This is a genomic window from Pseudomonas sp. ZS1P83 (assembly GCF_054897825.1).
On sequence record NZ_CM142706.1, the window covers coordinates 4,257,271 to 4,282,287 of the forward strand.

The 25,017-nt window shown below is 60.1% G+C and carries 20 protein-coding genes; 9 read left to right on the plus strand and 11 right to left on the minus strand.

The window, feature by feature from the left end; all coding sequences use genetic code 11:
* Nucleotides 1–26 precede the first annotated feature (26 nt).
* The 4 genes from ACYZT0_RS20225 to ACYZT0_RS20240 all read right to left on the minus strand — a co-directional run bounded on the left by ACYZT0_RS20225 (nt 27) and on the right by ACYZT0_RS20240 (nt 5,176).
* Nucleotides 27–770, minus strand: coding sequence for a molecular chaperone (locus tag ACYZT0_RS20225; protein WP_462042699.1), 744 nt, complete (start codon nt 768–770; stop codon nt 27–29).
* A gap of 43 nt (nt 771–813) precedes the next feature.
* Entirely contained in the window at nt 814–2,025 is a 1,212-nt protein-coding gene (locus tag ACYZT0_RS20230) for a hypothetical protein (RefSeq protein ID WP_462042700.1), read from the minus strand.
* Between the two features lie 38 nt (nt 2,026–2,063).
* Nucleotides 2,064–4,586: a CS1-pili formation C-terminal domain-containing protein gene (locus tag ACYZT0_RS20235; RefSeq protein ID WP_462042701.1), complete on the minus strand. Its 2,523-nt coding sequence runs from the start codon at nt 4,584–4,586 to the stop codon at nt 2,064–2,066.
* A gap of 110 nt (nt 4,587–4,696) precedes the next feature.
* Nucleotides 4,697–5,176, minus strand: coding sequence for a CS1 type fimbrial major subunit (locus ACYZT0_RS20240; protein ID WP_462042702.1), 480 nt, complete (start codon nt 5,174–5,176; stop codon nt 4,697–4,699).
* Between the two features lie 503 nt (nt 5,177–5,679).
* Here ACYZT0_RS20240 and ACYZT0_RS20245 point away from each other — a divergent pair.
* Nucleotides 5,680–6,255, plus strand: a complete 576-nt coding sequence (locus tag ACYZT0_RS20245) for a PadR family transcriptional regulator (protein ID WP_462042703.1) — start codon at nt 5,680–5,682, stop codon at nt 6,253–6,255.
* Complete coding sequence (locus tag ACYZT0_RS20250) at nt 6,252–7,037, plus strand: siderophore-interacting protein (protein WP_462042704.1); 786 nt, start codon at nt 6,252–6,254, stop codon at nt 7,035–7,037. Before ACYZT0_RS20245 ends, ACYZT0_RS20250 begins: the two co-directional genes overlap by 4 nt.
* Nucleotides 7,038–7,219: 182 nt before the next feature.
* On the opposite strand, the gene ACYZT0_RS20255 is transcribed toward ACYZT0_RS20250, so the two are convergent.
* Nucleotides 7,220–7,873 (minus strand): Pr6Pr family membrane protein, encoded by a 654-nt coding sequence (locus ACYZT0_RS20255; RefSeq protein ID WP_462042705.1) that lies wholly within the window; start codon nt 7,871–7,873, stop codon nt 7,220–7,222.
* Nucleotides 7,874–7,875: 2 nt separating this feature from the next.
* Nucleotides 7,876–8,106 (minus strand): VF530 family protein, encoded by a 231-nt coding sequence (locus tag ACYZT0_RS20260; protein WP_007944895.1) that lies wholly within the window; start codon nt 8,104–8,106, stop codon nt 7,876–7,878.
* Between the two features lie 284 nt (nt 8,107–8,390).
* On the opposite strand from ACYZT0_RS20260, the gene ACYZT0_RS20265 reads away from it, so the two are divergent.
* From ACYZT0_RS20265 to cmoB, 7 genes are all read left to right on the plus strand, one after another.
* Nucleotides 8,391–9,773, plus strand: coding sequence for a carbohydrate porin (locus ACYZT0_RS20265; RefSeq protein ID WP_462042706.1), 1,383 nt, complete (start codon nt 8,391–8,393; stop codon nt 9,771–9,773).
* 216 nt (nt 9,774–9,989) lie between these two features.
* Nucleotides 9,990–12,401 (plus strand): glucose/quinate/shikimate family membrane-bound PQQ-dependent dehydrogenase, encoded by a 2,412-nt coding sequence (locus ACYZT0_RS20270; protein ID WP_462042707.1) that lies wholly within the window; start codon nt 9,990–9,992, stop codon nt 12,399–12,401.
* A 771-nt stretch (nt 12,402–13,172) separates the two neighbouring features.
* Complete coding sequence (gene lon, locus ACYZT0_RS20275; RefSeq protein WP_462042708.1) at nt 13,173–15,590, plus strand: endopeptidase La; 2,418 nt, start codon at nt 13,173–13,175, stop codon at nt 15,588–15,590.
* A gap of 121 nt (nt 15,591–15,711) precedes the next feature.
* On the plus strand, nt 15,712–16,104 hold the full coding sequence (locus ACYZT0_RS20280; RefSeq protein WP_462042709.1) for a protease inhibitor I42 family protein: 393 nt from the start codon (nt 15,712–15,714) through the stop codon (nt 16,102–16,104).
* Between the two features lie 2 nt (nt 16,105–16,106).
* The gene (locus tag ACYZT0_RS20285; protein WP_462042710.1) at nt 16,107–16,742 is read left to right on the plus strand and encodes a lysoplasmalogenase; all 636 of its coding nucleotides are present in this window, start codon (nt 16,107–16,109) and stop codon (nt 16,740–16,742) included.
* A 200-nt stretch (nt 16,743–16,942) separates the two neighbouring features.
* The gene (gene cmoA / locus ACYZT0_RS20290) at nt 16,943–17,722 is read left to right on the plus strand and encodes a carboxy-S-adenosyl-L-methionine synthase CmoA (RefSeq protein WP_462042711.1); all 780 of its coding nucleotides are present in this window, start codon (nt 16,943–16,945) and stop codon (nt 17,720–17,722) included.
* On the plus strand, nt 17,719–18,675 hold the full coding sequence (gene cmoB, locus ACYZT0_RS20295) for a tRNA 5-methoxyuridine(34)/uridine 5-oxyacetic acid(34) synthase CmoB (RefSeq protein ID WP_462042712.1): 957 nt from the start codon (nt 17,719–17,721) through the stop codon (nt 18,673–18,675). Before cmoA ends, cmoB begins: the two co-directional genes overlap by 4 nt.
* Before the next feature lie 73 nt (nt 18,676–18,748).
* On the opposite strand, the gene tadA is transcribed toward cmoB, so the two are convergent.
* The 5 genes from tadA to ACYZT0_RS20320 form a co-directional block, all read right to left on the minus strand.
* A complete protein-coding gene (gene tadA / locus ACYZT0_RS20300; protein WP_462042713.1) occupies nt 18,749–19,240 on the minus strand; it encodes a tRNA adenosine(34) deaminase TadA in 492 nt (163 codons plus the stop codon).
* On the minus strand, nt 19,240–20,616 hold the full coding sequence (locus tag ACYZT0_RS20305) for a multicopper oxidase family protein (protein WP_462042714.1): 1,377 nt from the start codon (nt 20,614–20,616) through the stop codon (nt 19,240–19,242). The genes tadA and ACYZT0_RS20305 overlap by 1 nt, the downstream gene beginning before the upstream one ends.
* Before the next feature lie 233 nt (nt 20,617–20,849).
* Nucleotides 20,850–21,140 (minus strand): PTS transporter subunit EIIB, encoded by a 291-nt coding sequence (locus ACYZT0_RS20310; protein WP_462042715.1) that lies wholly within the window; start codon nt 21,138–21,140, stop codon nt 20,850–20,852.
* A 2-nt stretch (nt 21,141–21,142) separates the two neighbouring features.
* Nucleotides 21,143–23,671 carry a phosphoenolpyruvate--protein phosphotransferase gene (gene ptsP / locus ACYZT0_RS20315; protein WP_462042716.1) on the minus strand — a complete coding sequence of 843 codons (2,529 nt, stop codon included), beginning with the start codon at nt 23,669–23,671 and terminating at the stop codon, nt 21,143–21,145.
* 62 nt (nt 23,672–23,733) lie between these two features.
* Nucleotides 23,734–24,957, minus strand: a complete 1,224-nt coding sequence (locus tag ACYZT0_RS20320; protein ID WP_462042717.1) for a carbohydrate porin — start codon at nt 24,955–24,957, stop codon at nt 23,734–23,736.
* Between the last annotated feature and the right edge of the window lie 60 nt (nt 24,958–25,017).

The following is a 25,017-nucleotide window of genomic DNA, read 5'->3' on the forward strand; positions in this document are numbered from 1 at the left end:
CCTGCCCTCTGCTTCGCAAAAAGTCGTCATCGGCTCACGATGGTGAGATTTTTCTTCGCACCGCCCTCGATCAGAGCGAAGCGATATTCACGGCCCTTTTCCTTATCGAAGGCGAACGTCTTGCCGGCCAGTACATGATGCTTGGTGGTCGGACCGCAATCGGTTTCCTCCGCCAATGAACAGCTTTTGAACTCATCGACGATCACCACTGTGTTGCCGTTGTTGCGCAGTTCGTAGCGACTGGCGGTTTCGTTGACGGCGGTCTCAAATCGCGCGTCCTTGGGCCGCACGAAAAAAATCGTGCCGAAACCGGTCATCAGGTTAACCCCGGCCGACAAGCTCTTTTTGTAGTCTTCGCGTTCTTCCTGGGTTACCACAAAGTCATCTTCCTTTTCTGGCACCACCGGCACAAAGCGCACCCGGAAGTAACGCTCGCGGTCACGTTCGCCCATGTACAACAACCGAGTGCCCTGCATGCCCTGGGCCGGCACGATCAGCCGCGCCGGGCTGGCCATCACGCCGTTGCGCGAGGCGCCATCGGTGGCGGTTTCGACCGGAATTTCCCGGGTTGTGCCGTCGGCGTCATAGACAATTTCCAGCACATTGACCTTGACGAACGCGGTGCTGTCCCCGCTGTTGAACACTCGTTTCAGGTAAGTACTTTTGTCCGCATCCAGATAGTCATACACAGTGCCGACATTGATCTGCGGCCCGGCCTGCACCATGCTGCAAAACAGGCTGAGCGCCCACAGTAAGAACACACGATTCATCGTCTTCAATCCTGTAAAAAATAGATAACCCGGCATTCGCAACTCAAACTTCCGAATCCCAGATGATGGTGATGTCGGTATAAAGCGAGGCGCTCATGCCTGACTGCAACAGCCTTGCGATTGAATCCTTGGGGATTTCGAAATGCAGCGTCCCGGCCTGGCGATTAACATAGTGACTCGGCTGGAATGGCCCCATCCAGACGTTGTGCTGTAACGGGAAGCGACCCACCGGATAACCGCTGAAGGTAATCCCGGCAGGCAGCGTCAGACGAGTTGTCACGTCAGTGACATTTCCTCCTCCAAACATCCGGCAGCGTTCTCCACCGAGCGAATCGCGGCACTGCATCATGACCTTGAAGCGCGACGAGGCAGAGAGGTAGAACATCTGGTCGCGGAAGATTCTGTCGGGCTTGCGACCACCCTCTATCCACTGCTGCCAGCCGCCCGCAGGTTCCAGCGAGACCTTGTCACCGCCCGGCGGCAGGTCGACCTTCAGGGTGTGTTGAACGTCGAGTACGAAGTCCAGAGTTAGAGCAGCATCATCCGGGTACATCAACGACCCGAACATGAAATCCGCTTGAGGGCCGAGGGTGTAGGTCAACGACCCGGTGTACAGCCCCGACGACATACTGAGGGGATTGGGTGTGCGCATTTCATAGGCGATGTCGATGGTGTTGAAAGAAATGCCCGGAATGCGGAACTGCGTGGTCTTCGTGCAAAGCGCCTCTTGCGGCGTTTTCCAGAAAAACCGGTAGGCGCGAGGAACGAGGGCCCCTACACCGGTGTATTGACAGGGCGGCGGTGGATTAACCCAGCTGCTTTCCTTCCAAAGCGCCCGATGCGCTAAAAGGTTGTCTGATTCACCGGTCAAAGCGGTGGCATCGTCACTGAGGATGTACTCGGAGCCCAAGCCGGTGATGCGCACTTCAACGGTTTCCGTTTCCTGAGTTTCCGCATTGGTCACGGTCAGGCGTCGCCAGTTGGCCGGTGCCCTCAGTTGAAGAGTTTCGCCTGGGTTCATGGCGCGCTGGGAATCGAACCGAACCGGGATCTGGATGCTGAACATGCCGCTGGTGGCACACTCTGTTGGATAAATCGCGCAATACCCACTGTTCGGCGTTTTGTTTACAAACACATTTTTGCTCGGCTGAGAAGGATCCGGCTGAAACAACGCCCGGATTTCCTGATTCACCGCCTGCGCCGAGGGGGCGCCCAGCGCCGCCAACAGCCCCAGGCACCAAAAATACTTCTGCATTATTCGATTCCGTCTATTGATTGCATGACCCTTCATGCTCAACCCGCCTTCTGTTCGGTGGTCGTGACGTCCGCCAGAGTGTCCGGCGTGCAGCGCAAGTCTCCGATCATCAACACGTTGTTTTCACTGCGGTGACGGCTTGCATCGAGGCGGAACTGGCAGAGCAATTGATTGCCCTGGCGCACTTCCAAAGTCGGCGAGCCGGCGTTCATTTCCATCGAGAAGAAGCCGTCCACTTCCGTCACCCCGCGACTGGCGTGGTTGATCACGTGATGGCCCTTGAGCGGCTGCCCTTGCGAGTCGACCAGCCGGCCGAGCACGGTCAGGGTTTTCATCACGCGGACCTTGCGGTACTCCACCCCGCCCTTGTTCAGGTGGTAACGGGTGCGCGCCGGTTCAATCGTAGCGGCCGGCACGTGGTTGCCTTCAAAGTCGAAACTCACCGAGCTGTTCTGGTAGGCGGTGATCGGGATGAAGTTGCGCCCCGGCCGCAATGCCGCGCTGCCGCCGCTGTAATCGTCGGCGCGCAGGGCGATGTCATCGATGTCCGATTCCACGTCGACAATCAGTCCGGCACCGCGCATTTCATGCTGGCTGGTCAACACCATTTTCTCGCCACCCATGACCAGAGTGCTGTCCACGTTCAGGCCGCCGGTGAAGTTGCCGTTGTAGGACGAACGCTGGATAAAGCCGTCGCCGTTGATGGCGTCGGTGCGCAAGTTGGCCAGGCTGGTCATGCCCAAGCCATAGGTATCGGTGAGCGCTGTCACCGAGACGTTCTGCAACACGTGATCCTTCAAATCCTTGCGCCAGCCGATGGAGGCGTTGTTGTCGCGGCCGCCGTCGCGGTCGGTGCGCGAGCCGATGCTGCCGGTAATCTGCTGGCCCGGCGCGCCCAGCGCCAGGTTGATGCTCAAGTCGACGCCGCGATTGCGCGCATCGCCGCTGCTGAAGCTGCCCGGCCGATCGAACAGCGACAAGCGCCAGTTGGCATCGCTGCCGAACAGCACAGTGCGCTGGTTCCAGCCCAGGTCCAGGCCGACGCCTTCGGTGTTGCCCTCGCTGTGGGAAACACGGCCGTTGATCGAGGTTTTGCTGCTGATCCGATGATTGAGCGCCAGGGATGAGTTGCTGGTCTCGCCGACGAAGACATTGCGTTGCCGTACCCGGGTGCCGTCCGGCAGGGTGTCGTAAATATCGGTGGTGTCGAGCCAGCTGCGGTTGTGGCTGACGACCAGGCTGCCGGCGCCATAGTTGTAGAGGCTTTGCAGATCCAGGCCGGTGCCATGATCCTGCGTCTGGTAAACGTTGGCGTACAGGCTTATCTGGTTGGCCAGCGTCCAGTCGATGGAGGTGCCGTACTGCATTTTTTCGCGAATCTGTCGCGCCGACGCGCCGACAATCACTCGCGGGTGCAACAGATAATTGACCGCAGCCCCGGCCGTGGCACTGCCGCTGGCCTGTTGATCCCAGTTGCTGAGCAGTTTGCTTTCTTCACCGGCAAACAGGTTGTAGCGCCAGCGCTCGTCGAGGTTGCGCCAGTTGTTGGGCTTGTACACCAACTCACGGGTGGTCGACGTGATCTGGCCGTCTTCGATCAAGCGCACTTCCACTTCATAGATTCCGCCTGACAGCGGCCGGGTGTCGAGCGTCTGCAAACCGGCGGGTACCGACTGGGTGTTGATCAGCAAGCCATCGCGATAGATCTCCACCGAGCCTTGGCGATTGGCGGTGACATAGATCGGATAGACACTCGGCATCGGACTGTTGATCGCCAGGCTGTCGGAGCTGCCGTACATGACGCCGACTGCCGTGTCGGGGCTGGTGCCAAACGTGCGCGGTTGGCGGGTCAGCCCTTCGGAGTTGGGGGTGAAATAGCCCATGCGCAGGAAACTGCCTTGCAGTTCGCGCTGGGTGTAAAGCTCGTGCACCGCGTGGTAAAGCTTGTCATCCGGGCCACCGAGGCGGGCCATTTGCATGTTAAACGTCTGGCTCCAGTTGCCCAGGCTGCCACTGGCTTCGAGCCCGAAGCGCCCGCCCAGATCCTGTTGCTGGCCGCCATTGAGATTGAGTTGGTTGCGTACCATGAGGCCGCTGCTGCCGCCCAAGGGTTGCTCGAAATAACGCTTGGCCTCCAGGTCGCGCTCAGCGTTTTCGGTGAGGATCGAGACCAGCGAGTTTTCCAGGTTGTAGTGCACGGCCAGCACCTGATCAGGGCAGGAACCGGTGCACGCACCCAACGGCACGCCGGGCTTGAGATAACTGGCCCACTTCTCCCGCTCGGCCGGGCCGTAACGGTTTTCGCTGGTGTCGGTGAATTCGAGCAGGGTGATGCGATCATCACGGGACAACACCACCATGGCTTCCCCGAGAGGCTGTTGATCGAGTTCGACCCGTACAGCCAGAGGCACATCAAAAAAATGCTCCTCGAAATCCGCCGGCAAACCCTTGGCCTGCGCCAACAAACTTCGCGGTGTCGTACCGGCGGAAACAGGAGCCGCCATTGCGCTGGCACAAAACAACAGCGCAAGCGCGACCGCGATGGGTGTCATCGGGAACATGAACTCTTACTCTGATTACGAACACGTTGGAGTCCGGCGGACAAGCCGTTCAGGTTGTCCGCCGGGTAACGCTACTTATAAAAGTTAGCGCTTAATGCCTGATCGTTCGATCAAGGGGTGACAGCGTCGAAGATCATTGCCACGGCACCGGTGTAATCGCCCGGCTCGAAGGTAGTACCCACCGCCTTGATATTGAGTGGTGCGCGGAAGTTGACGTCGGACTCTGCCTGACCCACTACCATTTGCGGAGTCGTGGTCAGGACCTTGTTGTTGAACGAGACTTGCAGATCGATCGCGGTGGAACCGGCGATCAGCTTCGGTAGACTCTCCAGGCTGGCGGAAACCGAACCGTTGTTGTTGCGCACGTCGAAGAAGCCGTTGACTTCGCCCATCTTGCCGGTGCTCGGCAGATAGCTCATGTCCTGGTCCTTGTTGACCAGGTCAGGGTCGGTCGGCACCACGTAGAAGCCGTTGGTGGGTACGTGGGCGATGAGGCTGATGGAGTGACGAGCTTCGCCCGCGCCGAAAGCCATGGAGGAGCCCAGTGCCAGAACAGCCAATGGAGCAGCAATCGCGAATTTCTTGAACATCGTTCAGTACCTGTTTTCTAGAAGAGGATCGGTTCATTGATAGTTCAAACAACACGTCCCGGTGAAGGGTTGTATTGGTTTGGACTTTCAACGCCGGGGCATGATCGACTGTTCGTTCTGGAATGTAAGCAGGCAACTTCCTATAAACACGTAGTTAAAGAACCCCATGACTGGAAAGAAAAAAGAGCAACAAATCAAATTACAAAACAGCAGCTGTAAGTTCCGCCCTACATACAGTTTCAGCTAAAAAACCATACAGCAATTCCAACTAGTGATCAGGGGACTTTGAAGTTTTTTAGAATATAAACTCAATTAAAAATAGAGCAATAACTTTAATTTATCGAGCAGTCTACCTATGAAAAGAATTTGCTTGGCGTATCCGAGAATCTGATGTTCAAAGGTACCCGCCACTCGTCGACTGAAAGACGAGTCCCACAAAAAAGCCTTGTCTACGCCTTAAGATATATCTTAAGTTGTATCTAAACACGACAGAGATCATAAAAATGAGAGACCCCCATGCCCCCCACCGCGAGCACGGCGACGGTCGCGACGGCTTCGAGAAACGCCCCGGCCGGGAGCGCGGCGGTCGCGGCCCTCGTGTCTTCGCCCCTGGCGATCTTAAATTGTTGCTGCTGGCGCTGATCGCCGAGCAGGCGTGTCACGGCTATGACCTGATCCGCCAGATCGAAAGCATGTTCGACGGCGCCTACAGTCCCAGCCCCGGCGTGATCTACCCGACCCTGACGTTTCTGGAAGAGAGCGAAATGATTCTGGGCGACGCCGAGGGCGGCAAAAAGCGCTACAGCATCACCGACGTCGGACGTCTGTCGTTGACCGATCAGGCCATTGCGCTGGACGGCGTGCGAATGCGCATCGAGGTCAGCAAGCGCTCATTGCGCGGCCATGATCGTCCAGCCGAGATCCACGAGGCGGTGCACAACTTGCGTCACGCCTTGCAGATGCATCACGGCCGCTGGAGCCCGGAAGAAATCCTGCGGGTGCGCGACCTGCTCAACAACACCGCCAAAGCCATCGTCGATGGTCCTGTCGTTCAACCCGCACCGGAGAAAGCCGAATGACTGAAGTGATCGTGCAATCCATTCACCGTGTCATGCATGAAATCAAACGCCGTCGTCTGGAAGTGTTGCGGGTGGTCGACCTGACACCGCGCATGCGCCGCATCACGCTGGGCGGCCCAGAGTTGGCCGGCTTCGTCAGCCTCGGTACGGACGACCACGTCAAACTGCTTTTCCCACAAACCGCGGCGGAACAAGCAGCCTTGGAAACCCTGGTGCTCGGTGCCGGTAAAGACAACGGTCCGATGCCGGCGATGCGTGACTACACGCCGCGCCGTTACGACCTGAACACGCTGGAACTGGACATCGACTTCGTACTGCACGGCGACGGCCCTGCCTCGACGTGGGCAGAGCAGGCCGAACCCGGCCAGTTCCTGCACATCGGCGGGCCACGCGGCTCGATGATCGTGCCGGACATGTTCGACAGCTACTTGCTGATCGGCGACGAAACCGCCCTGCCCGCCATCGCCCGTCGTCTCGAAGGCCTGGCGGCCAATCGCCGGGCATTGGTGATCGTGGAAGTGGAGAACGGCGCCGAGCAGCAACGTCTGGAAAGCGCCGCGCAGGTCAATGTGATCTGGGTACTGCGCGAGGGGGGCAAGGACAGCCTGTTGACGACGGTGAAACAGCTGCAAGTGCCGAGCGGCAATCTGTATGCATGGGTGGCGACCGAGAGCAAAGTGTCGCGGCAGATACGCCGGGTGTTACTGGATGAGCACGGGCTTAACGAGCCGTTCGTCAAAGCCGTCGGCTATTGGCGGCTGGATGGCAGCGACGAAGAGTGACCGCAGCTTTTGTGCCTGCCAGGTTTCCTGTGGTGAGGGGGCTCCTGTGGCGAGGGGACTTGTCCCCGTTGGGTTGCGCAGCAGCCCCAAAACCTCGGCTGCTGTCGAAGATTTTGGGAGCGCTTCGCACTCCAACGGGGACAAGTCCCTCGCCACAGGAGCCCCCTCGCCACAATGAGTGTTCACTTTCGAGCGTGCCATCTATCAAGAGCGATCAACAACAATGCAACCACCACAAACCCCACCAATAACCCCCCGGCATTCACGAACACCTGTGGATAACCCAGCTTGGCGACATCAATGAAAGGATAGGGATAAACCGCCAGCAGATGCCCGCGCCATAACGCATGCGCGAAGTACACCAGTGGATAGATCACCCACGCAGCGATATGCCGCAGTCGCAACGTGCCTTTCGGCACACAGAACCACCAATAAGCCAGAAACAGCAGTGGCATGACGTCATGCATCAGTTCATCGGCCAGCCATTGCCAGCCTTGCGGATGCCATAAATGGCGCAACAAAACGTTGTACGCCAGGCCGACCAAGGCGATGCTCACGGCAATCCCGCTGCTCACCCACGACTGCAAGAACCAGCGTCGCGCTGCCGACTCGCGGGACGTCAGTTCACAGGTCAGCACGGTCGCCACCAGCGTATTGGTCAGCACAGTGAAATAGCTGAAGAAGCTGACCAGTCCACCCAGCAGACTGGCCGCCAGGGTCCAGCGTGAGTAGAAAATCAGGTACAGCTGAATGGCCAGACCGGCCCAGCCCAGCACCGCAGCCACTGCAACAACACGACGCCTCACGACGGAACCTGGCGTCGGTGGGTTGACCATATTCAGACCGGGCGCTTGGTGCGCATCAACTTCACATACAAGCGCTCGACCTTCTCCCGTGCCCACGGGGTTTTGCGCAGGAATGTCAGGCTCGACTTGATGCTCGGGTCACTCTTGAAGCAGCGGATATCGATGCGCTCGGCCAGCCCCGACCATTCGTAGTGTTCAACCAGCGCGTTGAGGATTTGCTCCAGCGTCACGCCGTGCAGTGGGTTGTTGTTCTGTTCGGTCATGCCGGGCCTTCGAGCGTAGAAAGGGTAAAGAAGCCGCGCACCTTAGCCGAGGGCTTCGTTGGTGGAAAGCGATCTGTGTGCTGTCAGTTAAATGTAGGTGAACCCTCAAAGATCGCCTCCCGGCACTGTTACCGAATACGAAAGAATTCATCTCGTTAAAAGCGCTTTCTCTATTTGTAACAGGACATTATCCTTGCGCCCGTCAAGCTGAAACGCTTCCGCTGCCCGCGTCATACCGTCGCTTCAGTTCACTTCCCAGAAAAAGACCCAGAATTACTTCTCCTATGCCTTATTTTGAAACTCCGCGAGACAGCGCTGTCTGCACCGCTATTGCTCGTCGAAAAGCCCTGAACCTGATCGGCGGATTCACCGCGTTGGGCCTCGCCACTTGCACCCAGGCCGCTCCGGCCTTCGATAGCGAGTCGCCGTGGATGCTTGGCGACTGGGACGGCACGCGCACCGAACTTTCGGAAAAAGGTTACGACTTCAAAGTCGATTACACCGGCGAAATGGGCAGCAATCTGCACGGTGGTTACGACCATGACCGCACCGCTCGCTACAGTGACCAGTTCGGCCTCGGCACCCATCTGGACTTGCAGAAAATTCTGGGCTGGGACGACGCCGAGTTTCAGTTGACCATCACCGAGCGCAACGGCAATAACATCAGCAACGACCGGATCAACGACCCACGGGTCGGCGGTTTCACCTCGGCACAGGAAGTCTGGGGCCGTGGCCAGACCTGGCGCCTGACGCAGATGTGGTATCAGCAAAAATTCTTCGATCAGAAGCTCGACATCAAAGTCGGCCGCTTCGGTGAAGGCGAAGACTTCAACAGCTTCCCCTGCGACTTCCAGAACCTGGCGTTCTGCGGCTCGCAGGTCGGCAACTGGGTCGGTGGCATCTGGTACAACTGGCCGGTCAGCCAGTGGGCGATGCGGGTCAAATATCACCTGACGCCAGAGCTGTATGCGCAGATCGGAGCGTATGAGCAGAACCCGTCGAACCTCGATCGCGGCAATGGCTTCAAGCTCAGCGGTAGCGGCACCCAGGGCGCGATTTTGCCGGTGGAGCTGGTGTGGTCGCCGAAGCTCAATGGCCTGCCGGGTGAATACCGTGCCGGTTATTACTACAGCAACGCAAAGGCCACTGATGCCTACAAGGACAGCAACGGCCAGCCGGCAGCGCTGAGTGGCGAGGCGTACCGCAGCGCGTCGAGCAAGCACGGCATGTGGCTGGGTGTGCAGCAGCAAATCACCCGCCGCGCCAGCGACAACTCCCGCGGCTTGAGCGTGTTCGCCAATGGCACGATGCACGACAAAAAGACCAACGCCATCGACAACTACGTCCAGGCAGGCGTCGTCTACAAAGGCCTGTTCGATGCTCGCGCCAAAGACGATATCGGGTTTGCCCTCGCCCGGGTCCACGTCAACCCGGCCTATCGCAAGAACGCCGAGGCGACCAATCAGGCCCGCGCCGTCTTCGACTACAACGATCCGTCCTTCCTGCCACCGCAGGACACCGAATACAGCGCCGAACTCTATTACGGCGTGCACGTCACGAACTGGCTGACCGTGCGCCCGAACCTGCAATACATCCGCCACCCCGGCGGCGTGGACAAGGTCGATGACGCGCTGATTGGCGGTATCAAGATCCAGTCGTCCTTCTGACCAACACCGCAAAACCCCTGTAGGAGCGAGGCTTGCCCGCGAAGGCGATCTATTAACCAACATCTATGTTGAATGTTACGCCGCCTTCGCGGGCAAGCCTCGCTCCTACAGGGACTGCATCAACCGAACCTTTTTTATATGAACCATGCCCGCACAGGATCGTCTTCTACAGTGAACTTGCGCGGGACTAATTAAAACGTCACGGAGAACCACACTATGAGCACTGATGGTGCTTTGAGTCGAAGCCGTCTGCTGCCGAGCCTGCTCGGCATCCTGCTTCTGCTGATGGGCCTGGCCATGCTGGCCGGGGGGATCAAGCTGAGCATGCTCGGCGGCTCGCTGTATTACCTGCTGGCCGGTATCGGCCTGGCGCTGACCGGGGGGCTGCTGATCGCTGCCCGCCGTTCTGCGCTGGGCCTGTACGCAGTGGTGCTGTTCGCCAGTACCGTCTGGGCCCTGTGGGAAGTCGGCCTCGATTGGTGGCAACTGGTACCGCGTCTGGCGATGTTGTTTGCCATCGGTATCGTCATGCTGCTGCCGTGGGTCCGCCGCCCGCTGCATCGCGGTGAGTTCAATCCGGTCGGCACGGGTGCGCTGAGCGCTGCCGTGGCGATTGCCGGTGTCGCCGCGCTGGCCAGCCAGTTCACCAACCCAGGTGAAATCAAAGGCCAACTGGACCGCGACAGCGTGCCGGGCATGACCAACACCGCCCCGGCCATGTCCGACGGTGACTGGAACTCCTACGGCCGCAGCGCCCATGGCGATCGTTACTCGCCACTGGCGCAGATCACCCCGCAGAACGCGAACAAGCTCGTTCCGGCCTGGACCTTCCGCACCGGCGATCTGCCTGGGCCGAACGACCCGGGCGAAACCACCGCCGAAAACACCCCGCTGAAAGTCAACGGCATGCTCTACGTCTGCACGCCACACAGCCAGGTGATCGCGCTGGACCCGGACACCGGCAAGGAACTCTGGCGTTTCGATCCGAAGCTCTCCACGCAAAACGCGGCGAACTTCAAGGGTTGGGCGCACATGACCTGCCGTGGCGTGACGTATCACGATGACGCCGCTTACGCTTCCAAGCAAAGCCCGACGGGCACTGCCAGCCCTGCGCCGGTCAGCAACGTCTGCCCGCGCCGGATCTTCCTGCCGACTGCCGACACCCGTCTGATCGCCCTGAACGCCGACACCGGCAAGATGTGCGAAGACTTCGGTAACGGTGGTCAGGTCGACCTGAGCGCCAACATCGGCGGCTTCAACGCCGGTGGTTACTACTCCACCTCGCCTCCAGCCGTCACTAAAGACCTAGTGGTGATTGGCGGCCACGTCACCGATAACGTTTCCACCGACGAGCCAAGCGGCGTGATCCGCGCGTTCGACGTGCACACCGGCAAACTGGTGTGGAACTGGGACAGCGGCAACCCGGACGACACCACGCCGATTGCCGAAGGCAAGGTCTACACCCGCAACTCGCCGAACATGTGGTCCATGTTCGCCGTCGACGAAAAACTCGGCATGCTCTACCTGCCGATGGGCAACCAGACTCCGGACCAGTTCGGTGGCGCTCGCACACCTGAATCGGAGCTCCACGCCGCCGGCCTGACCGCGCTCGACATCGGCACCGGCAAGGTGCGCTGGCACTTCCAGTTCACCCACCACGACCTGTGGGACATGGACGTCGGCGGCCAGCCAACCCTGATGGACCTGAAAACCGCTGACGGCGTGAAGCCAGCGGTACTCGCGTCCACCAAGCAGGGCAGCATCTACGTACTGGACCGCAGCACCGGCCAAGCGATCGTGCCGATCAACGAAGTGCCAGTGCCACAAGGTGCTGTCGAAGGTGATCACACCTCGCCGACCCAACCGAAATCCGACCTGAACCTGATGCCGCCGCCGTTGAAAGAACGCGACATGTGGGGCGTCACCCCGTTCGACCAACTGATCTGCCGGATCGACTTCAAATCCCTGCGCTACGACGGCCCGTTCACCCCGCCATCGCTGCAAGGTTCGATCGTTTATCCAGGCAACTTCGGTGTGTTCGACTGGGGCGGTATCTCGGTTGACCCGGTGCGTCAGATCGCTTTCATGAACCCGGACTACATGGCGTTCAAATCGAAACTGATCCCGGCCGCCGAAATCGCCGCCCAAGGCCCACGCAAAAGCGAAACCGAAGGCGTGCAGCCAAACAAAGGCGCGCCATACGGCGTCGTCCTCGAAGCGTTGCTGTCGCCAATGGGCCTGCCATGCCAAGCACCGGCCTGGGGTTACGTGACAGCGGTCGACCTGACCACCAGCAAAATTATCTGGAAACACAAAAACGGCACCGTGCGTGACAGCTCGCCGGTACCGATCCCGCTGAGCATGGGCGTGCCTAGCCTGGGCGGCACCTTCACCACCGCCGGTGGCGTCGCCTTCCTGAGCGGCACCCTCGACCAGTACCTGCGCGCCTACGACGTGAAAAACGGCAAGCAATTGTGGGAAGGTCGCCTGCCAGCCGGCGCGCAAACCACGCCGATGACCTACACCGGCAAGGACGGCAAGCAATACGTGCTGGTCGTTGCGGGCGGTCACGGTTCGCTGGGCACCAAGCAAGGTGACTATGTGATTGCGTACAAACTGTCCGAGTAGGTTTTAGCGGCGGTTAAAGGAAAGGCGACCCCTGTGAGGGGGTCGCCTTTTTTTGTGGCCGCCATTTTTGCCACACCACAGAACAAAATGTGGGAGCGGGCTTGCTCGCGAAAGCGGTGTGTCAGGCAACTTCAATGCTGAATGTTAAACAGCCTTCGCGAGCAAGCCAGCTCCCACAAGGTTGGTGCACCTCTGCAAGTAATCGGTCGGTTGTCAGGCCGCCTTCGCGGGCAAGTCGGATCGCCGCACCGCTCGCTCCTACAAAAAAACAAGCAGAGCAGCGTACACCGCCCCGTTTCTCACCACTCAACAGGCCGAGCGTTAGCTCGCCTGCAGCGCTTGATCTTGATTCACCCGCCCCTTCGGGAGGCTGAGTGGAGGTGTTCATCTGGGGGGCAGGCGCGCAGCGCCGTTCGACGAAGTCGAACACATCGAGAGGAGGTCGAAGCGCAGCCGACCGGAGGCGATGCCCCCAGATGAATGCCGGAACGAAGGAACGCCGAGCCTAAGCGAGGGGCCGGACGCTCGGGGCGAGCCTTTTTGGGTACTTTTTTGGCGTTTGAAAAAAGTGCCTCGTCGTAAGGACGAAACCGCCAGCCGCCGTTACCGCAGAAATGGATATGTACACCGAACAAGTGAACCTGGTCGGCCCAAAGGCCGCCAAGTCAAACATGTCCAAACCCTGAACACACACCCAGAAATATCCCGAGCCATTGAAACCACCCCCCACCTGCCCCATCTAAGACCCATACCCCATTGCGCAGGTGCCCCATGAGCGACCAGCAAGAATTCCCCGAAGACCCGAGCGAATACGCCGACCCAGAGAACGCCGAACACCACTCCACCGGCAAAGACCTCGCCCTGCCAGGCCAGAACCTGCCGGACAAGGTCTACATCATCCCGATCCATAACCGCCCGTTCTTCCCGGCCCAAGTGCTGCCGGTCATCGTCAATGAAGAACCGTGGGCTGAAACCCTCGACCTGGTGAGCAAATCCGATCACCACTCCCTGGCCCTGTTCTACATGGACACGCCCCAGGAAGATCCGCGTCATTTCGACACCTCGGTCCTGCCGCTCTACGGCACTCTGGTCAAGGTGCATCACGCCAGTCGCGAAAACGGCAAACTGCAATTCGTCGCTCAAGGCCTGACCCGCGTACGAATCAAAACCTGGCTCAAACACCATCGCCCTCCGTATTTGGTCGAAGTCGAATACCCGCACCAGCCCACCGAGCCGACCGACGAGGTCAAGGCCTACGGCATGGCGCTGATCAACGCGATCAAAGAATTGCTGCCGCTCAATCCCCTGTACAGCGAAGAGTTGAAGAATTACCTAAACCGCTTCAGCCCCAACGACCCGTCACCGCTGACCGACTTTGCTGCGGCCCTGACCTCGGCCACCGGCAACGAGCTGCAAGCAGTGCTCGACTGTGTGCCGATGCTCAAGCGCATGGAAAAAGTTCTGCCGATGCTGCGCAAAGAAGTCGAAGTCGCGCGTCTACAAAAAGAAATTTCAGCCGAAGTTAACCGCAAGATCGGCGAACATCAACGCGAGTTCTTCCTCAAGGAACAACTCAAGGTCATTCAACAAGAGCTGGGGCTGACCAAGGACGATCGCAGCGCCGACATCGAGCAATTCGAGCAGCGCCTGGAAGACAAGGTCCTGCCGGCTCAAGCGCAAAAACGCATCGAAGAGGAAATGAACAAGCTGTCGATCCTCGAAACCGGTTCGCCGGAGTACGCGGTCACCCGCAACTACCTCGACTGGGCGACATCAGTGCCGTGGGGCGTGTTCGGCGAGGACAAACTCGACCTCAAACACGCCCGCAAAGTGTTGGACAAACACCATGCCGGCCTCGACGACATCAAGGCCCGCATCCTCGAGTTCCTCGCGGTCGGTGCCTACAAAGGCGAGATCAGCGGTTCCATTGTGCTGTTGGTCGGTCCACCGGGCGTGGGTAAAACCAGTGTCGGCAAATCCATCGCCGAATCCCTCGGCCGGCCGTTCTACCGCTTCAGCCTCGGTGGCATGCGCGACGAAGCCGAGATCAAGGGCCATCGCCGCACCTACATCGGCGCGCAACCGGGCAAACTCGTGCAGGCGTTGAAAGACGTCGAAGTGATGAACCCGGTGATCATGCTCGACGAGATCGACAAAATGGGCCAGAGCTACCAGGGCGACCCAGCCTCGGCGCTGCTGGAAACCCTCGACCCGGAACAGAACGTCGAATTCCTCGACCACTACCTGGACTTGCGTCTGGACCTGTCGAAAGTGCTATTCATCTGCACCGCCAACACCCTGGATTCGATTCCCGGCCCGTTGCTGGACCGGATGGAAGTGATTCGCCTGTCGGGTTATATCACCGAAGAAAAAATCGCCATCGCCAAGCGTCATCTGTGGCCGAAGCAACTGGAAAAGGCCGGCGTATCGAAAGGTAGCCTGGCCATCAGCGACACCGCGCTGAAAGCCCTGATCGACGGTTACGCCCGTGAAGCTGGCGTGCGGCAGCTGGAAAAACAGCTGGGCAAACTGGTGCGCAAGGCCGTCGTGAAATTGATCGACGAGCCAAAAGCGGTGATCAAAATCGGCCCGAAAGACCTCGAAGCCTCACTCGGCCATCCGGTATTCCGCAACGAGCAGGTACTGTCCGGCACCGGTGTCATCACCGGCCTGGCCTGGACCAGCATGGGTGGCGCGACTCTGCCGATCGAAGCCACGCGGATTCACACACTCAACCGGGGCTTCAAACTCACCGGGCAATTGGGCGACGTGATGAAAGAATCGGCGGAAATTGCGTACAGCTACGTCAGTTCCAATCTGAAGTCGTTTGGCGGTGATCCGAAGTTCTTCGACGAAGCCTTCGTTCACTTGCACGTACCGGAAGGCGCCACCCCGAAAGACGGCCCGAGCGCTGGCGTGACCATGGCCAGCGCGCTACTTTCGCTGGCGCGCAATCAGGCCCCGAAAAAAGGCGTGGCCATGACCGGCGAACTGACGCTGACCGGGCATGTACTGCCGATTGGTGGCGTACGTGAGAAGGTGATTGCTGCGCGGCGGCAGAAGATCTTCGAATTGATCTTGCCGGAGCCAAACCGTGGAAGCTTTGAAGAGTTGCCGGATTATCTGAAGGAAGGGATTACCGTGCACTTCGCCAAACGCTTTGCGGATGTTGCGAAGATATTGTTCTGACTCCCTAACCTGATCGTTCCCACGCTCCACTCTGCGTGGGAACGATCATCCACCCTGTCACACTTTGCCTCATCTTCAGTTATGCTCGCCGTTCGTCGTGAATGCCGGAGCCACTGACCTTATGTCCCCCACCCGCCTGTTTGTCCCCCTCGCCCTTTCCTTGCTGGCCGCTTGCGCCACGCAACCGAAACAGAACGTGACCGTGGAAAAACAAAGCGAATGCCCGGTGAAACTGCACAGCGGGCAAAACCTGATCCTGACCCTGCCAAGCAACCCGACCACGGGTTACCGCTGGGCAATCCAGGATTCGGCCGGTGGCGTATTGCGCGCGCTCAGCCCTGAGGTCTACAGCAACTCGGAAGATGCGGGGATCGTCGGCAGCGCCGGCATCTCGACCTGGCGCTTCCAGTCCTTCGCCGCTGGTACTGGCCGTTTGCGCCTGACCTACTCACAGCCATGGGCACCGGAAGTTCCGGCCGTGGAAACCTTCGACTGCGCCATCTCGGTTAACTGAACGTGGGCTGGCTGATTCTGGCGCTGATGGGCGCGGTGACCTTTCTCTACGGCGTGAGCGTGCACGCAGCGCTGCTGTGCCTGCTGGTCAAACCGCTGCCGATATTTGCCCTGCTCGGTTGGTTGCACGACGCACCGCCCACCGAATATCGACGCTGGATCAGCCTCGGGCTGATTTTCTCCCTGCTCGGCGACGTGCTGCTGGCGTGGCCGGGGGATTTGTTTGTGTTGGGTCTTGGGGCTTTTTTGGTCGCCCACCTGGCGTATCTGAAGGCTTACTTGAGTGATTGCCGGCGGTTGGCGCTGTTGCCCCTGATCATCGCTTTGGGCGTCGGCGCGGTATTGCTGGGGATCTTGGTTTCCAATGGGCTGGGTCCGTTGCTGATCCCGGTCATCGTCTACGGCCTGGCCATCAGCGCCATGCTTTGGCGGGCGCTGGCTCGCTTGGGCACCGATGTACCTAAACGTTCAGCGCTGCTGGCGGCGGCGGGCGCGGTGGCGTTTGTGTTTTCCGACAGCGTGATTGGCATCAATCGATTCGTCGCACCGTTTCATGCCGCGCCTTACGTGATAATCCTCAGCTACTGGCTGGGGCAGTGGGGAATCACGGGGTCGGCGTTCACCCTAAAACCGCGCTGAGTTTGTGGTGAGGGGATTTATCCTCATCTACGGTGAGGCGGGTTATCTGTGGTGAGGGGATTTATCCCCGTTGGACTGCGCAGCAGTCCCTGAACCTTTGACCCCAGGATCAAAGCCTTGCGCCTGCTACGCAGCCGAACGGGGATAAATCCCCTCACCACATCAGACAACCCGAGCATCCCCCCGTCAATTTGGCTAAAATGCCGGCCTTTTCAACCGAAGCCGCTGGAACCGCCGTGAGCAAAGAACCCGATCGCCTTTTCGCCCAGCCTTTGGCCCAGGTGCCCGACTTCGCCTTTAACGAGGACGTGGTGCGGGTGTTCCCGGACATGATCAAGCGCTCGGTGCCGGGTTATCCGACCATCGTTGAAAACCTTGGCGTGCTCGCCGCGCAATTCGCCCAGCCCAACAGCGTGCTCTACGACCTGGGCTCGTCTCTCGGCGCCGTGACTCAAGCCCTGCGCCGTCACGTACGGACCGACGGCTGCCGGGTAATCGCTGTGGATAACTCTGCGGCGATGGTCGAGCGTTGCCGCGAATACCTCAACGGTCAGGACTCGATGTTCCAGGAGCTGCTGCCGGTGGAGGTGATCGAAGGCGACATCCTCGCCCTGCAATTCCAGCCAGCCTCGGTGGTCGCGCTGAACTTCACCCTGCAATTCATCGCCCCGGAGCAGCGCACCGCGTTGCTCTCGCGCATCCGCCAGTCGCTGTTGCCCGGTGGCGCGCTGATCCTGTCGGAGAAACTGCGTTTCAACGACCTCGAAGAACACGCGCTGCTCACCGATCTGCACGTCGCGTTCAAACGCGCCAACGGCTACAGCGAACTGGAAATCGCCCAGAAGCGCAGCGCCATCGAAAACGTCATGAAGCCCGACAGCCTCGAAGAACACCGCGAGCGCCTGTTGGCCGCCGGGTTCTCGAAAGTCGTGCCGTGGTTCCAGTGTCTTAACTTTGCCTCGTTGATTGCCTTGCCATGATTGATCTGTCCCCCCTCGCCCGCCGTCTGTCCGGCACGCCGCTGGCTGACTGGGCCAACACCCTGCAAGCACAACTCGACAAGAAAATGGAAAAGGGTCATGGCGACCTGGAGCGTTGGCAGAGTGCGCTGGACGCCTTGCCGAAGATTCAGCCCAGCGAAGTCGACCTGCTCAATGGTCTGACGCTGGACACCGATTGCGACGACGCAACCCGCGCGCAAATGCGCACCGCGCTGATGGGTCTGTCGCCGTGGCGCAAAGGGCCGTTCGATCTGTTTGGCGTGCATGTCGACACCGAATGGCGTTCGGACTGGAAGTGGTCGCGGGTCGCACCGCATCTGAATCTGAAGGGCAAACGCATCCTCGATGTCGGCTGCGGCAATGGCTACTACATGTGGCGCATGCTCGGCGCCGGTGCCGACAGCGTGATTGGCGTTGACCCGAACTGGCTGTTCTTCTGTCAGTTCCAGGCCGTGCAGCGTTACCTGTCCGAGCCCAATGCCTGGCACCTGCCGTTCCCGTTCGAAGACCTGCCGCCGAACATGGAAGGCTTCGACACGGTGTTTTCCATGGGTGTGTTCTATCACCGCCGCTCGCCGATCGAGCATTTGCTGGCGCTGAAGGATTGCCTGGTCAAAGGCGGTGAGCTGGTACTGGAGACGCTGGTGATTGAAGGCGATCAGCAGCAGGTGCTGGTACCGGAAGACCGTTATGCGCAGATGCGTAACGTGTGGTTCCTGCCGTCGGTACCGGCGCTGGAGCTGTGGCTGCGCCGGGCCGGGTTCACGGATGTTCGCTGTGTGGACGTGAGCGTGACCACGGTCGAGGAACAGCGCGGGACGGAATGGATGAAGTATCAGTCGCTGAGCGATTTCCTTGATCCGGAAGATCACAGCAAGACGGTTGAAGGATTGCCGGCGCCGATGCGCGCCGTCATCGTCGCTCGTAAGTAAAAGCTTCGCGGGCAAGCCTCGCTCCTACGGTTCACCGAAATCTGTAGGAGCGAGGCTTGCCCGCGAAAGCGATCTAACGGGTTGCCCGCCGGGCCTTGAAGAATTCGCTCAACACCGCCCCGCACTCCTTGGCCAACACCCCGCCTTCATAGAGCACCCGGTGATTCAAAAAGCTCTGGGTAAAAAACTGCCCCTGACTCTGCACAATCCCGGCCTTTGGCTCCAGCGCCCCATACACCACCCGCACAATCCGCGAATGCACAATCAGCCCGGCGCACATGCTGCACGGTTCAAGCGTCACGTAGAGCGTACTGCCGGGCAGACGATAGTTGCTGGCCGCCAACGCGGCAGCCCGGATCGCAACCATCTCGGCGTGAGCACTCGGGTCATTGCCGCTGATCGGGCAATTGAAGCCGCGGCCGATGATTTCACCGTCCTGCACCAGCACCGCCCCCACCGGCACTTCGCCAAGCGCAGCGCCTTGGGCGGCCAGCGCCAACGCTTCGCGCATGAAGTCACGATCACGGCTGCGGTCGATGATTGCGGCGGGGCGTATCTGACGCATCACGCCACCTCGATGGCGGCCATCAGGCCGGTTTCCATGTGATCGATCACGTGGCAGTGGAACATCCAGATCCCCGGGTTATCCGCCACCAGCGCCACTTGCGCGCGCTCGTTCTTACCCAGCAAGTAAGTGTCGGTGAAGTACGGAATCACCTTGTGCCGGTTCGAGGCGATGACTTTGAAGCTCATGCCGTGCAGGTGAATCGGGTGCTGATACTGAGTCATGTTCTTCAATTCGAAAATGTAGCTTTTGCCCTTTTCGAGCTTGGCAATCGGGCGGTCGGCACAGGTCTTGTCGGTGATGTCCCAGGCCTTGCCGTTGATCTGCCAAAGGCTCGGTGGCTTGCCGTTGTCGACGTTGACTGACACCGAACCCACCCATTCGAAATTGAAGTTGAGTTTCTCGGCTTTGGCCAGGTCCGGTTCTGCCACCGGGTTGGCGGGCAGCGCCGGCGGCCACTCGGTCGGCGCGTCGGTATTGGCCACTGAGCGGAATGTGCCCAGGCGTACCGGGCCATTGCGCAGGGACAATTCTTCACCGGCCGGCGGTGCCTTGATCGCCAGGCAGATGCGCATGCCGGGACCGAGCCAGTATTCCTTGCCGAGCGGGCGCGGCTCGATAGGGTTGCCGTCCAGCGCATAGATCTGCGCTTCGACGCCGGGAATATTCAGACGGTAAGTCAATGTGTTGTCGAGATTGAGCAGGCGCACGCGGGTGATCTGCCCGGCGGGCAAGTCGATCACCGCTTGCGCGACGCCATTGATCGTCGACAGGCGCCCCGCCGTGCCGCCACGCGCGGCTTCGCGCGGAATGCTGAACGCGACAAACGCGCCTTCCTCATCCACGTGCCAGCTCTTGAGGCTCAGGGTTTTCTCGTACTTGAACCCAGTGGGCTCGCGCTCTTCGACAATCAGCGGACCGACCAGACCGCGACCGAGTTCTTCGCTGCTGTTCACGTGCGGGTGATACCAATAGCTGCCAGCGTCGGGCACGCGAAACCTGTAGTCGAAATATTCGCCCGGCAGCACCGGCAGTTGCGAGACGTAAGGCACGCCGTCCATTTCCAGCGGCAGGCGGATGCCGTGCCAGTGAATGGTGGTGGCGACCGGCAGGTGGTTGATGAAACGTACCCGCAGCCATTCGCCCTGACGCACCCGCAACTCGGTGCCCGGCGCCGACGGGCCGAACGCCCAGGCTTCGGTCTTGTGCCCGGCCACCAGTTCAACGTCCAGCGGTGCGGCGATCAACTCATAGTCATGGCCCGCGTCGGCGTCGGCCATCTTGCCCAGCCAGTACCGCGACGCGCCCCCCGCTCCGACACCAACGACAACAAGACCGGCCAGGCCACCGAGGATTTGGCGACGGGTAAAGGACATGAACTCAACTACCTCACGTATCAGCGACAGGCCAAGGGCCCGCAAAAGGCGAATACGATACACCTGCGGTTGAGAAACAGTAAGGGCAGCGCGGCGGATGGCCGCAGGAGAAGGCCGCAAGAGGCGATCGTTCCCACGCTCCGCGTGGGAATGCATCAACGGACGCTCTGCGTCCCCGGTGGGAGTGACGCGGAGCGTCACGGGCGGCATTCCCACGCAGAGCGTGGGAACGATCAGTGCGGGAGACCGGTGATCAGGTGCACGATCCCATCGTCCAGCATCATGACTCCCGGCACTCCCGCCGCCGTCAACGACTGCCGATCCATCCGCCCCACATCCCGCAATTCCACCCGCACCCGTGTCAGCGCCACGGGCTGCTGCGACTTGAGGTTATCCACACCGCCCAGCGCGGATACAACATCCGGGACCAGACCAGAAACAGGCTGAACACCCACCTTCGGCTCATCCGCTATCAGATCCGGGGTCAACGCTTTCCAGAACGCCCGCTGCATTTTCTCGAACATGCTCAGTTCTCCAGTACCCGTGAAGTATCGACCGTCGCCTCGTGATACAGCCGCAACGCCTCGCGCACTTGCTCGGCGCTTTCCAGGCCCAGCACTTGCTGGGCGATGGCCTGGCAGTCCAGCAGATCCACTTCGCGAACCGCCGCTTTGATCGCCGGAATCAGCGGCACACTCACCGACAGTTCATCTACCCCAAGTCCCAGCAGCAGCGGCACCGCCAGTGTTTCGGACGCCATGGCGCCGCACACACCGACCCATTTGCCATGGGCATGGGCAGCTTTCACGGTGCTGGCGATCAGCCGCAGCACCGACGGATGAAAGCTGTCGGCCTGACTGGCCAGGCGCGGATGATCGCGATCCATGGCCAGCGTGTATTGGGTCAGGTCGTTAGTGCCGATCGAGAAGAAGTCCACTTCGGGCGCAAACAGGTCGGCCATCAGTGCCGCTGCCGGCACTTCGATCATGATCCCCAGTTTCGGTAGCTCAGTGAGGCCCAATCCCAGCGCCTCTTCCTCTAGCAGCTGCCGGGCCAGTCGCAACTCCGACAGCTGCGTGACCATGGGCAGCATGATGTGCAGGCGGGCCAGCCCGGCGCAGCTCAGGATCGCCTTGAACTGATCGCGCAACAGCTGCGGGCGCTCCAGACACAAACGAATCCCGCGCATGCCGAGGAAAGGGTTTGTTTCGCTGGCCATCGACACATAGGCCAGGGGTTTGTCACCGCCGACATCCAGTGTACGCACCACCAGATTACGCGCCGGCCCAAGCGCCCTGGCGATGGCGCTGTAGGTTGATGTTTGCTCGTCATGGCTCGGCGCATGATTTCGATCCAGATAAAGAAACTCCGAACGCAGCAAACCGACGCCCTCGCCTCCCAGTGCCACGGCCTGCTCCGCTTCAGCCAGCGAGGCGATGTTGGCCGTCACTTCAAATTGATGACCATCGCGGGTACACGCCGCCAGCGCAGCGTGCGCCAGCTCATGTTGATGGCGCTTCTGCTGGCGCTGACGCTTGGCTTGCAGCTGCTCGATTGCCGCCACATCCGGGTCCAGATGCAGCTCGCCCTTGTCGGCGTCGAGCAACACCTGGGTGCCGTTGGCCAGCGCCAGCACCTGAACGGGTAGCCCGCAGATCGCCGGCAAACCGAACGCTCGAGCGAGGATCGCGACATGGCTGGTAGCGCCACCACCGACCGTGGCGAAACCCAGTACCTTGCGGGTATCGAGCCCGGCGGTCTGTGACGGCGTCAGTTGTTCGGCGATCAGGATCGCCCCTTCCGGCAGCTCCATCGCCTGATCCTGTATGCCGAGGATCAACTTGAGCACGCGCTGGCCGACATCGGCCAGATCCGCCGCTCGCTCCGCCAGCAAGGCATTGCCCAGGCTTTTGAACAAGGTTGCCGTCGACTCGGTGGCCGCGCGCCAGGCGAACCCGGCACTTTTGCACTCGATGATCAGCGCCTCGGCCTGATCCAGCAGACTCGGGTCTTCAAGCAGTTCCTGGTGCGCCTTGAAAATCTCTGCCTGAGCATCTCCGGTGGCGTTGTCACGCAGCTGCTGCAAGGCCAGCACCGCTTCGGCCAAGGCCCGAGACAGATGCTCTCGCTCAACCTGCGGACCGACGCCGAACTCGCCCACTTCAAGCTTTTGTTCGGCGATCTGCGCAACCTGGCCAAACGCCGAACCCGCCGAGGCACAGACTCCGCGCAAAACGTTCAGCGATGACACTTCAATCGTCTCAACCTCTGCCATGGCGGCTACCGTCTCGCCACATCCGGCGGTCAGCAATTGGGCCAGTGTCTTGATCGCCGCTTCAGCATCCGGGCCGGCCGCGCTGACGTGCACAACGTCACCGTGAGCCGTCTGTAACGCCATGATTGCCACCAAGGATTTCGCGTTCGCACTTGCCTGCTGTTTATGCAGGTAAATGCTCGCCGAAAAACCTTTCGCCGCCTGGGCAAACACCGCAGCAGGACGGGCGTGCAAGCCGTTCGGGTTGGCCAGTGTCACCGGTTTGGAAAACAGTGCTTCGCCCTCTTCCGGCACCGGCTCATCAGTTGTCTGCTCGACGGGATTCAAACTCAGTAGCGGCTGAGCTCTTTCTACCCAACCCGTTTGCGGTGTCAGCCAAGTGAACGGCTCACCGCTGACCACCAGCATCAACGTCAGCAGGCTGCGGGCATTCAATGCAACAAAATCGGCGTCGAACTCGATCAGGGCCTCCCCCGCCTCAACCCGCTGGCCTTCCTCCACCAACCGGGTGAAGCCCTGGCCGGCCAGGTTCACGGTGTCGAGCCCGATGTGCATCAACACCTGAACGCCGTGGTTGTCGGTGATGCTGACGGCGTGCCCACTGGCCTGCACATTGCTGACGACCCCGGCCAGCGGCGCGCACAAGGTGTTTGAAGTGGGATCGATGCATAAACCGTCACCGATCACGCGACTGGAAAACACCGGATCGGGCACCAGATCCAGCGGCATCAGCACGCCGGACAGCGGCGCGAGCAGTTGCAAATGTTGGGGTGTGGCCATGACGTCACCTGCTGTTTTGTTCTTTGAAGTGCCGATGGAGCGCGAGGCTCCGACAGCATCGCTTATTTCCACCAGTACTCGACCTGCAATCCGACGTTCGAACCGTGTCGCGCCGTGCCGAAGGCGCCGGTGTCGGACAATGCCGCCCCCTTCGCCAGTTCATTGGCGGCCCGTTTGGCCGCCTCGTTCCAGCTCGCATAGGTGTAATACAGACGCACCTCGGGGCGTTCCCAGAATTCAGGGCCCTTGGGTGACCAGGTCGGGGCGAAGGTGAACTTGCTCAGCTTGCGTGTGCCGCCCGTAGCCTCCACCTGATCGTGCCCCAATTCGGCCACCAGTTTGAACTGCTCGGTGATCGCATAAGCCGGGCGAACACCCAGCGACATCCAGTTTTGATCGGTGCCGTCCGGGCGAATGTCTTTCTGGTAAACCGCCTCGACTTGCCCGCCAAATCGCGGCGTCACTTGCCAGTCGAAGAACTCCACCACCCGGTAACTTTTGTTGCTGTCGTCCAGCTTCACGTTACCGGTATAGCCCAATCCGGTGCCGGGACCTTCGCCGTATTGGAAGGCCAGTTTGTTCTTGCCGCCGAGAAAGCCGTTCTGCACATGCTGGGTGGTGATCGCCCAACCGCGGTGAGCCTCTCGGCTATCGGGTTTGTCGATGTAGCTCAGCCCGAACTCCAGCGCACCGCCGGGGTTGGTGTTGAAGCCGGCAACGTTGAAATCGTGTCGGTTGATGTAGTCCTTCTGGTACAGGTTGTCCTTGCGCGAGAAGGCGTAGCTGTATTTCAGGTCGCCGATCAGCACGTCCTCGATACCACCACCGGTGGCGCTTTGGTTCCAGTAGTAAAAATCGGAAATATGGATATCGTTCCGTTTGTAGTACCGCCGGCCGGCCCACAGCGAACCGCCGTTCAGGCCGGGCATGTTCGACCATTGCGCATACAGTTGCGGCAGGCGCACCGAGCCGTTGTCTCCGTTGAAGGTCAGATCCTTGTCGTACTGGTTGTACAACGAAACCATGCCGTCGACGCTCAGCACCGAACCGTCGTCCAGGGTGTACAGATCCTGTCGCAGCTCCAGCTCCCCGTATTGCTCGCATTCGTTGCCCAACCGATATTTCGTCTGCGCGCCAGGCAACTGGAAACACTGCTGTTTACCGCTGTTGACCGAGGTGCCGACGCCGCTACGCAAGTACCCCTCGAACTCCAGGGCTTGTGCCGTCAGTGGCAACGCCAGACATACACTCGCGGCTGCAAGGCTGCGATTTATTGTTGTTTTCAAGAGCTACCCCATTATTTTTATTGTGTGCAGCGGCAAAATCGGCGCGCAAAACTCCCCCGC

What these genes read in the sequence shown, in the direction of transcription:
- ACYZT0_RS20225 (WP_462042699.1), bottom strand. Translation starts at nt 770, where the DNA reads ATGAATCGTGTGTTCTTACTGTGGGCGCTCAGCCTGTTTTGCAGCATG.
- ACYZT0_RS20230 (WP_462042700.1), bottom strand. Translation starts at nt 2,025, where the DNA reads ATGCAGAAGTATTTTTGGTGCCTGGGGCTGTTGGCGGCGCTGGGCGCC.
- ACYZT0_RS20235 (WP_462042701.1), bottom strand. Translation starts at nt 4,586, where the DNA reads ATGTTCCCGATGACACCCATCGCGGTCGCGCTTGCGCTGTTGTTTTGT.
- ACYZT0_RS20240 (WP_462042702.1), bottom strand. Translation starts at nt 5,176, where the DNA reads ATGTTCAAGAAATTCGCGATTGCTGCTCCATTGGCTGTTCTGGCACTG.
- ACYZT0_RS20245 (WP_462042703.1), top strand. Translation starts at nt 5,680, where the DNA reads ATGAGAGACCCCCATGCCCCCCACCGCGAGCACGGCGACGGTCGCGAC.
- ACYZT0_RS20250 (WP_462042704.1), top strand. Translation starts at nt 6,252, where the DNA reads ATGACTGAAGTGATCGTGCAATCCATTCACCGTGTCATGCATGAAATC.
- ACYZT0_RS20255 (WP_462042705.1), bottom strand. Translation starts at nt 7,873, where the DNA reads ATGGTCAACCCACCGACGCCAGGTTCCGTCGTGAGGCGTCGTGTTGTT.
- ACYZT0_RS20260 (WP_007944895.1), bottom strand. Translation starts at nt 8,106, where the DNA reads ATGACCGAACAGAACAACAACCCACTGCACGGCGTGACGCTGGAGCAA.
- ACYZT0_RS20265 (WP_462042706.1), top strand. Translation starts at nt 8,391, where the DNA reads ATGCCTTATTTTGAAACTCCGCGAGACAGCGCTGTCTGCACCGCTATT.
- ACYZT0_RS20270 (WP_462042707.1), top strand. Translation starts at nt 9,990, where the DNA reads ATGAGCACTGATGGTGCTTTGAGTCGAAGCCGTCTGCTGCCGAGCCTG.
- lon (WP_462042708.1), top strand. Translation starts at nt 13,173, where the DNA reads ATGAGCGACCAGCAAGAATTCCCCGAAGACCCGAGCGAATACGCCGAC.
- ACYZT0_RS20280 (WP_462042709.1), top strand. Translation starts at nt 15,712, where the DNA reads ATGTCCCCCACCCGCCTGTTTGTCCCCCTCGCCCTTTCCTTGCTGGCC.
- cmoA (WP_462042711.1), top strand. Translation starts at nt 16,943, where the DNA reads ATGCCGGCCTTTTCAACCGAAGCCGCTGGAACCGCCGTGAGCAAAGAA.
- cmoB (WP_462042712.1), top strand. Translation starts at nt 17,719, where the DNA reads ATGATTGATCTGTCCCCCCTCGCCCGCCGTCTGTCCGGCACGCCGCTG.
- tadA (WP_462042713.1), bottom strand. Translation starts at nt 19,240, where the DNA reads ATGCGTCAGATACGCCCCGCCGCAATCATCGACCGCAGCCGTGATCGT.
- ACYZT0_RS20305 (WP_462042714.1), bottom strand. Translation starts at nt 20,616, where the DNA reads ATGTCCTTTACCCGTCGCCAAATCCTCGGTGGCCTGGCCGGTCTTGTT.
- ACYZT0_RS20310 (WP_462042715.1), bottom strand. Translation starts at nt 21,140, where the DNA reads ATGTTCGAGAAAATGCAGCGGGCGTTCTGGAAAGCGTTGACCCCGGAT.
- ptsP (WP_462042716.1), bottom strand. Translation starts at nt 23,671, where the DNA reads ATGGCCACACCCCAACATTTGCAACTGCTCGCGCCGCTGTCCGGCGTG.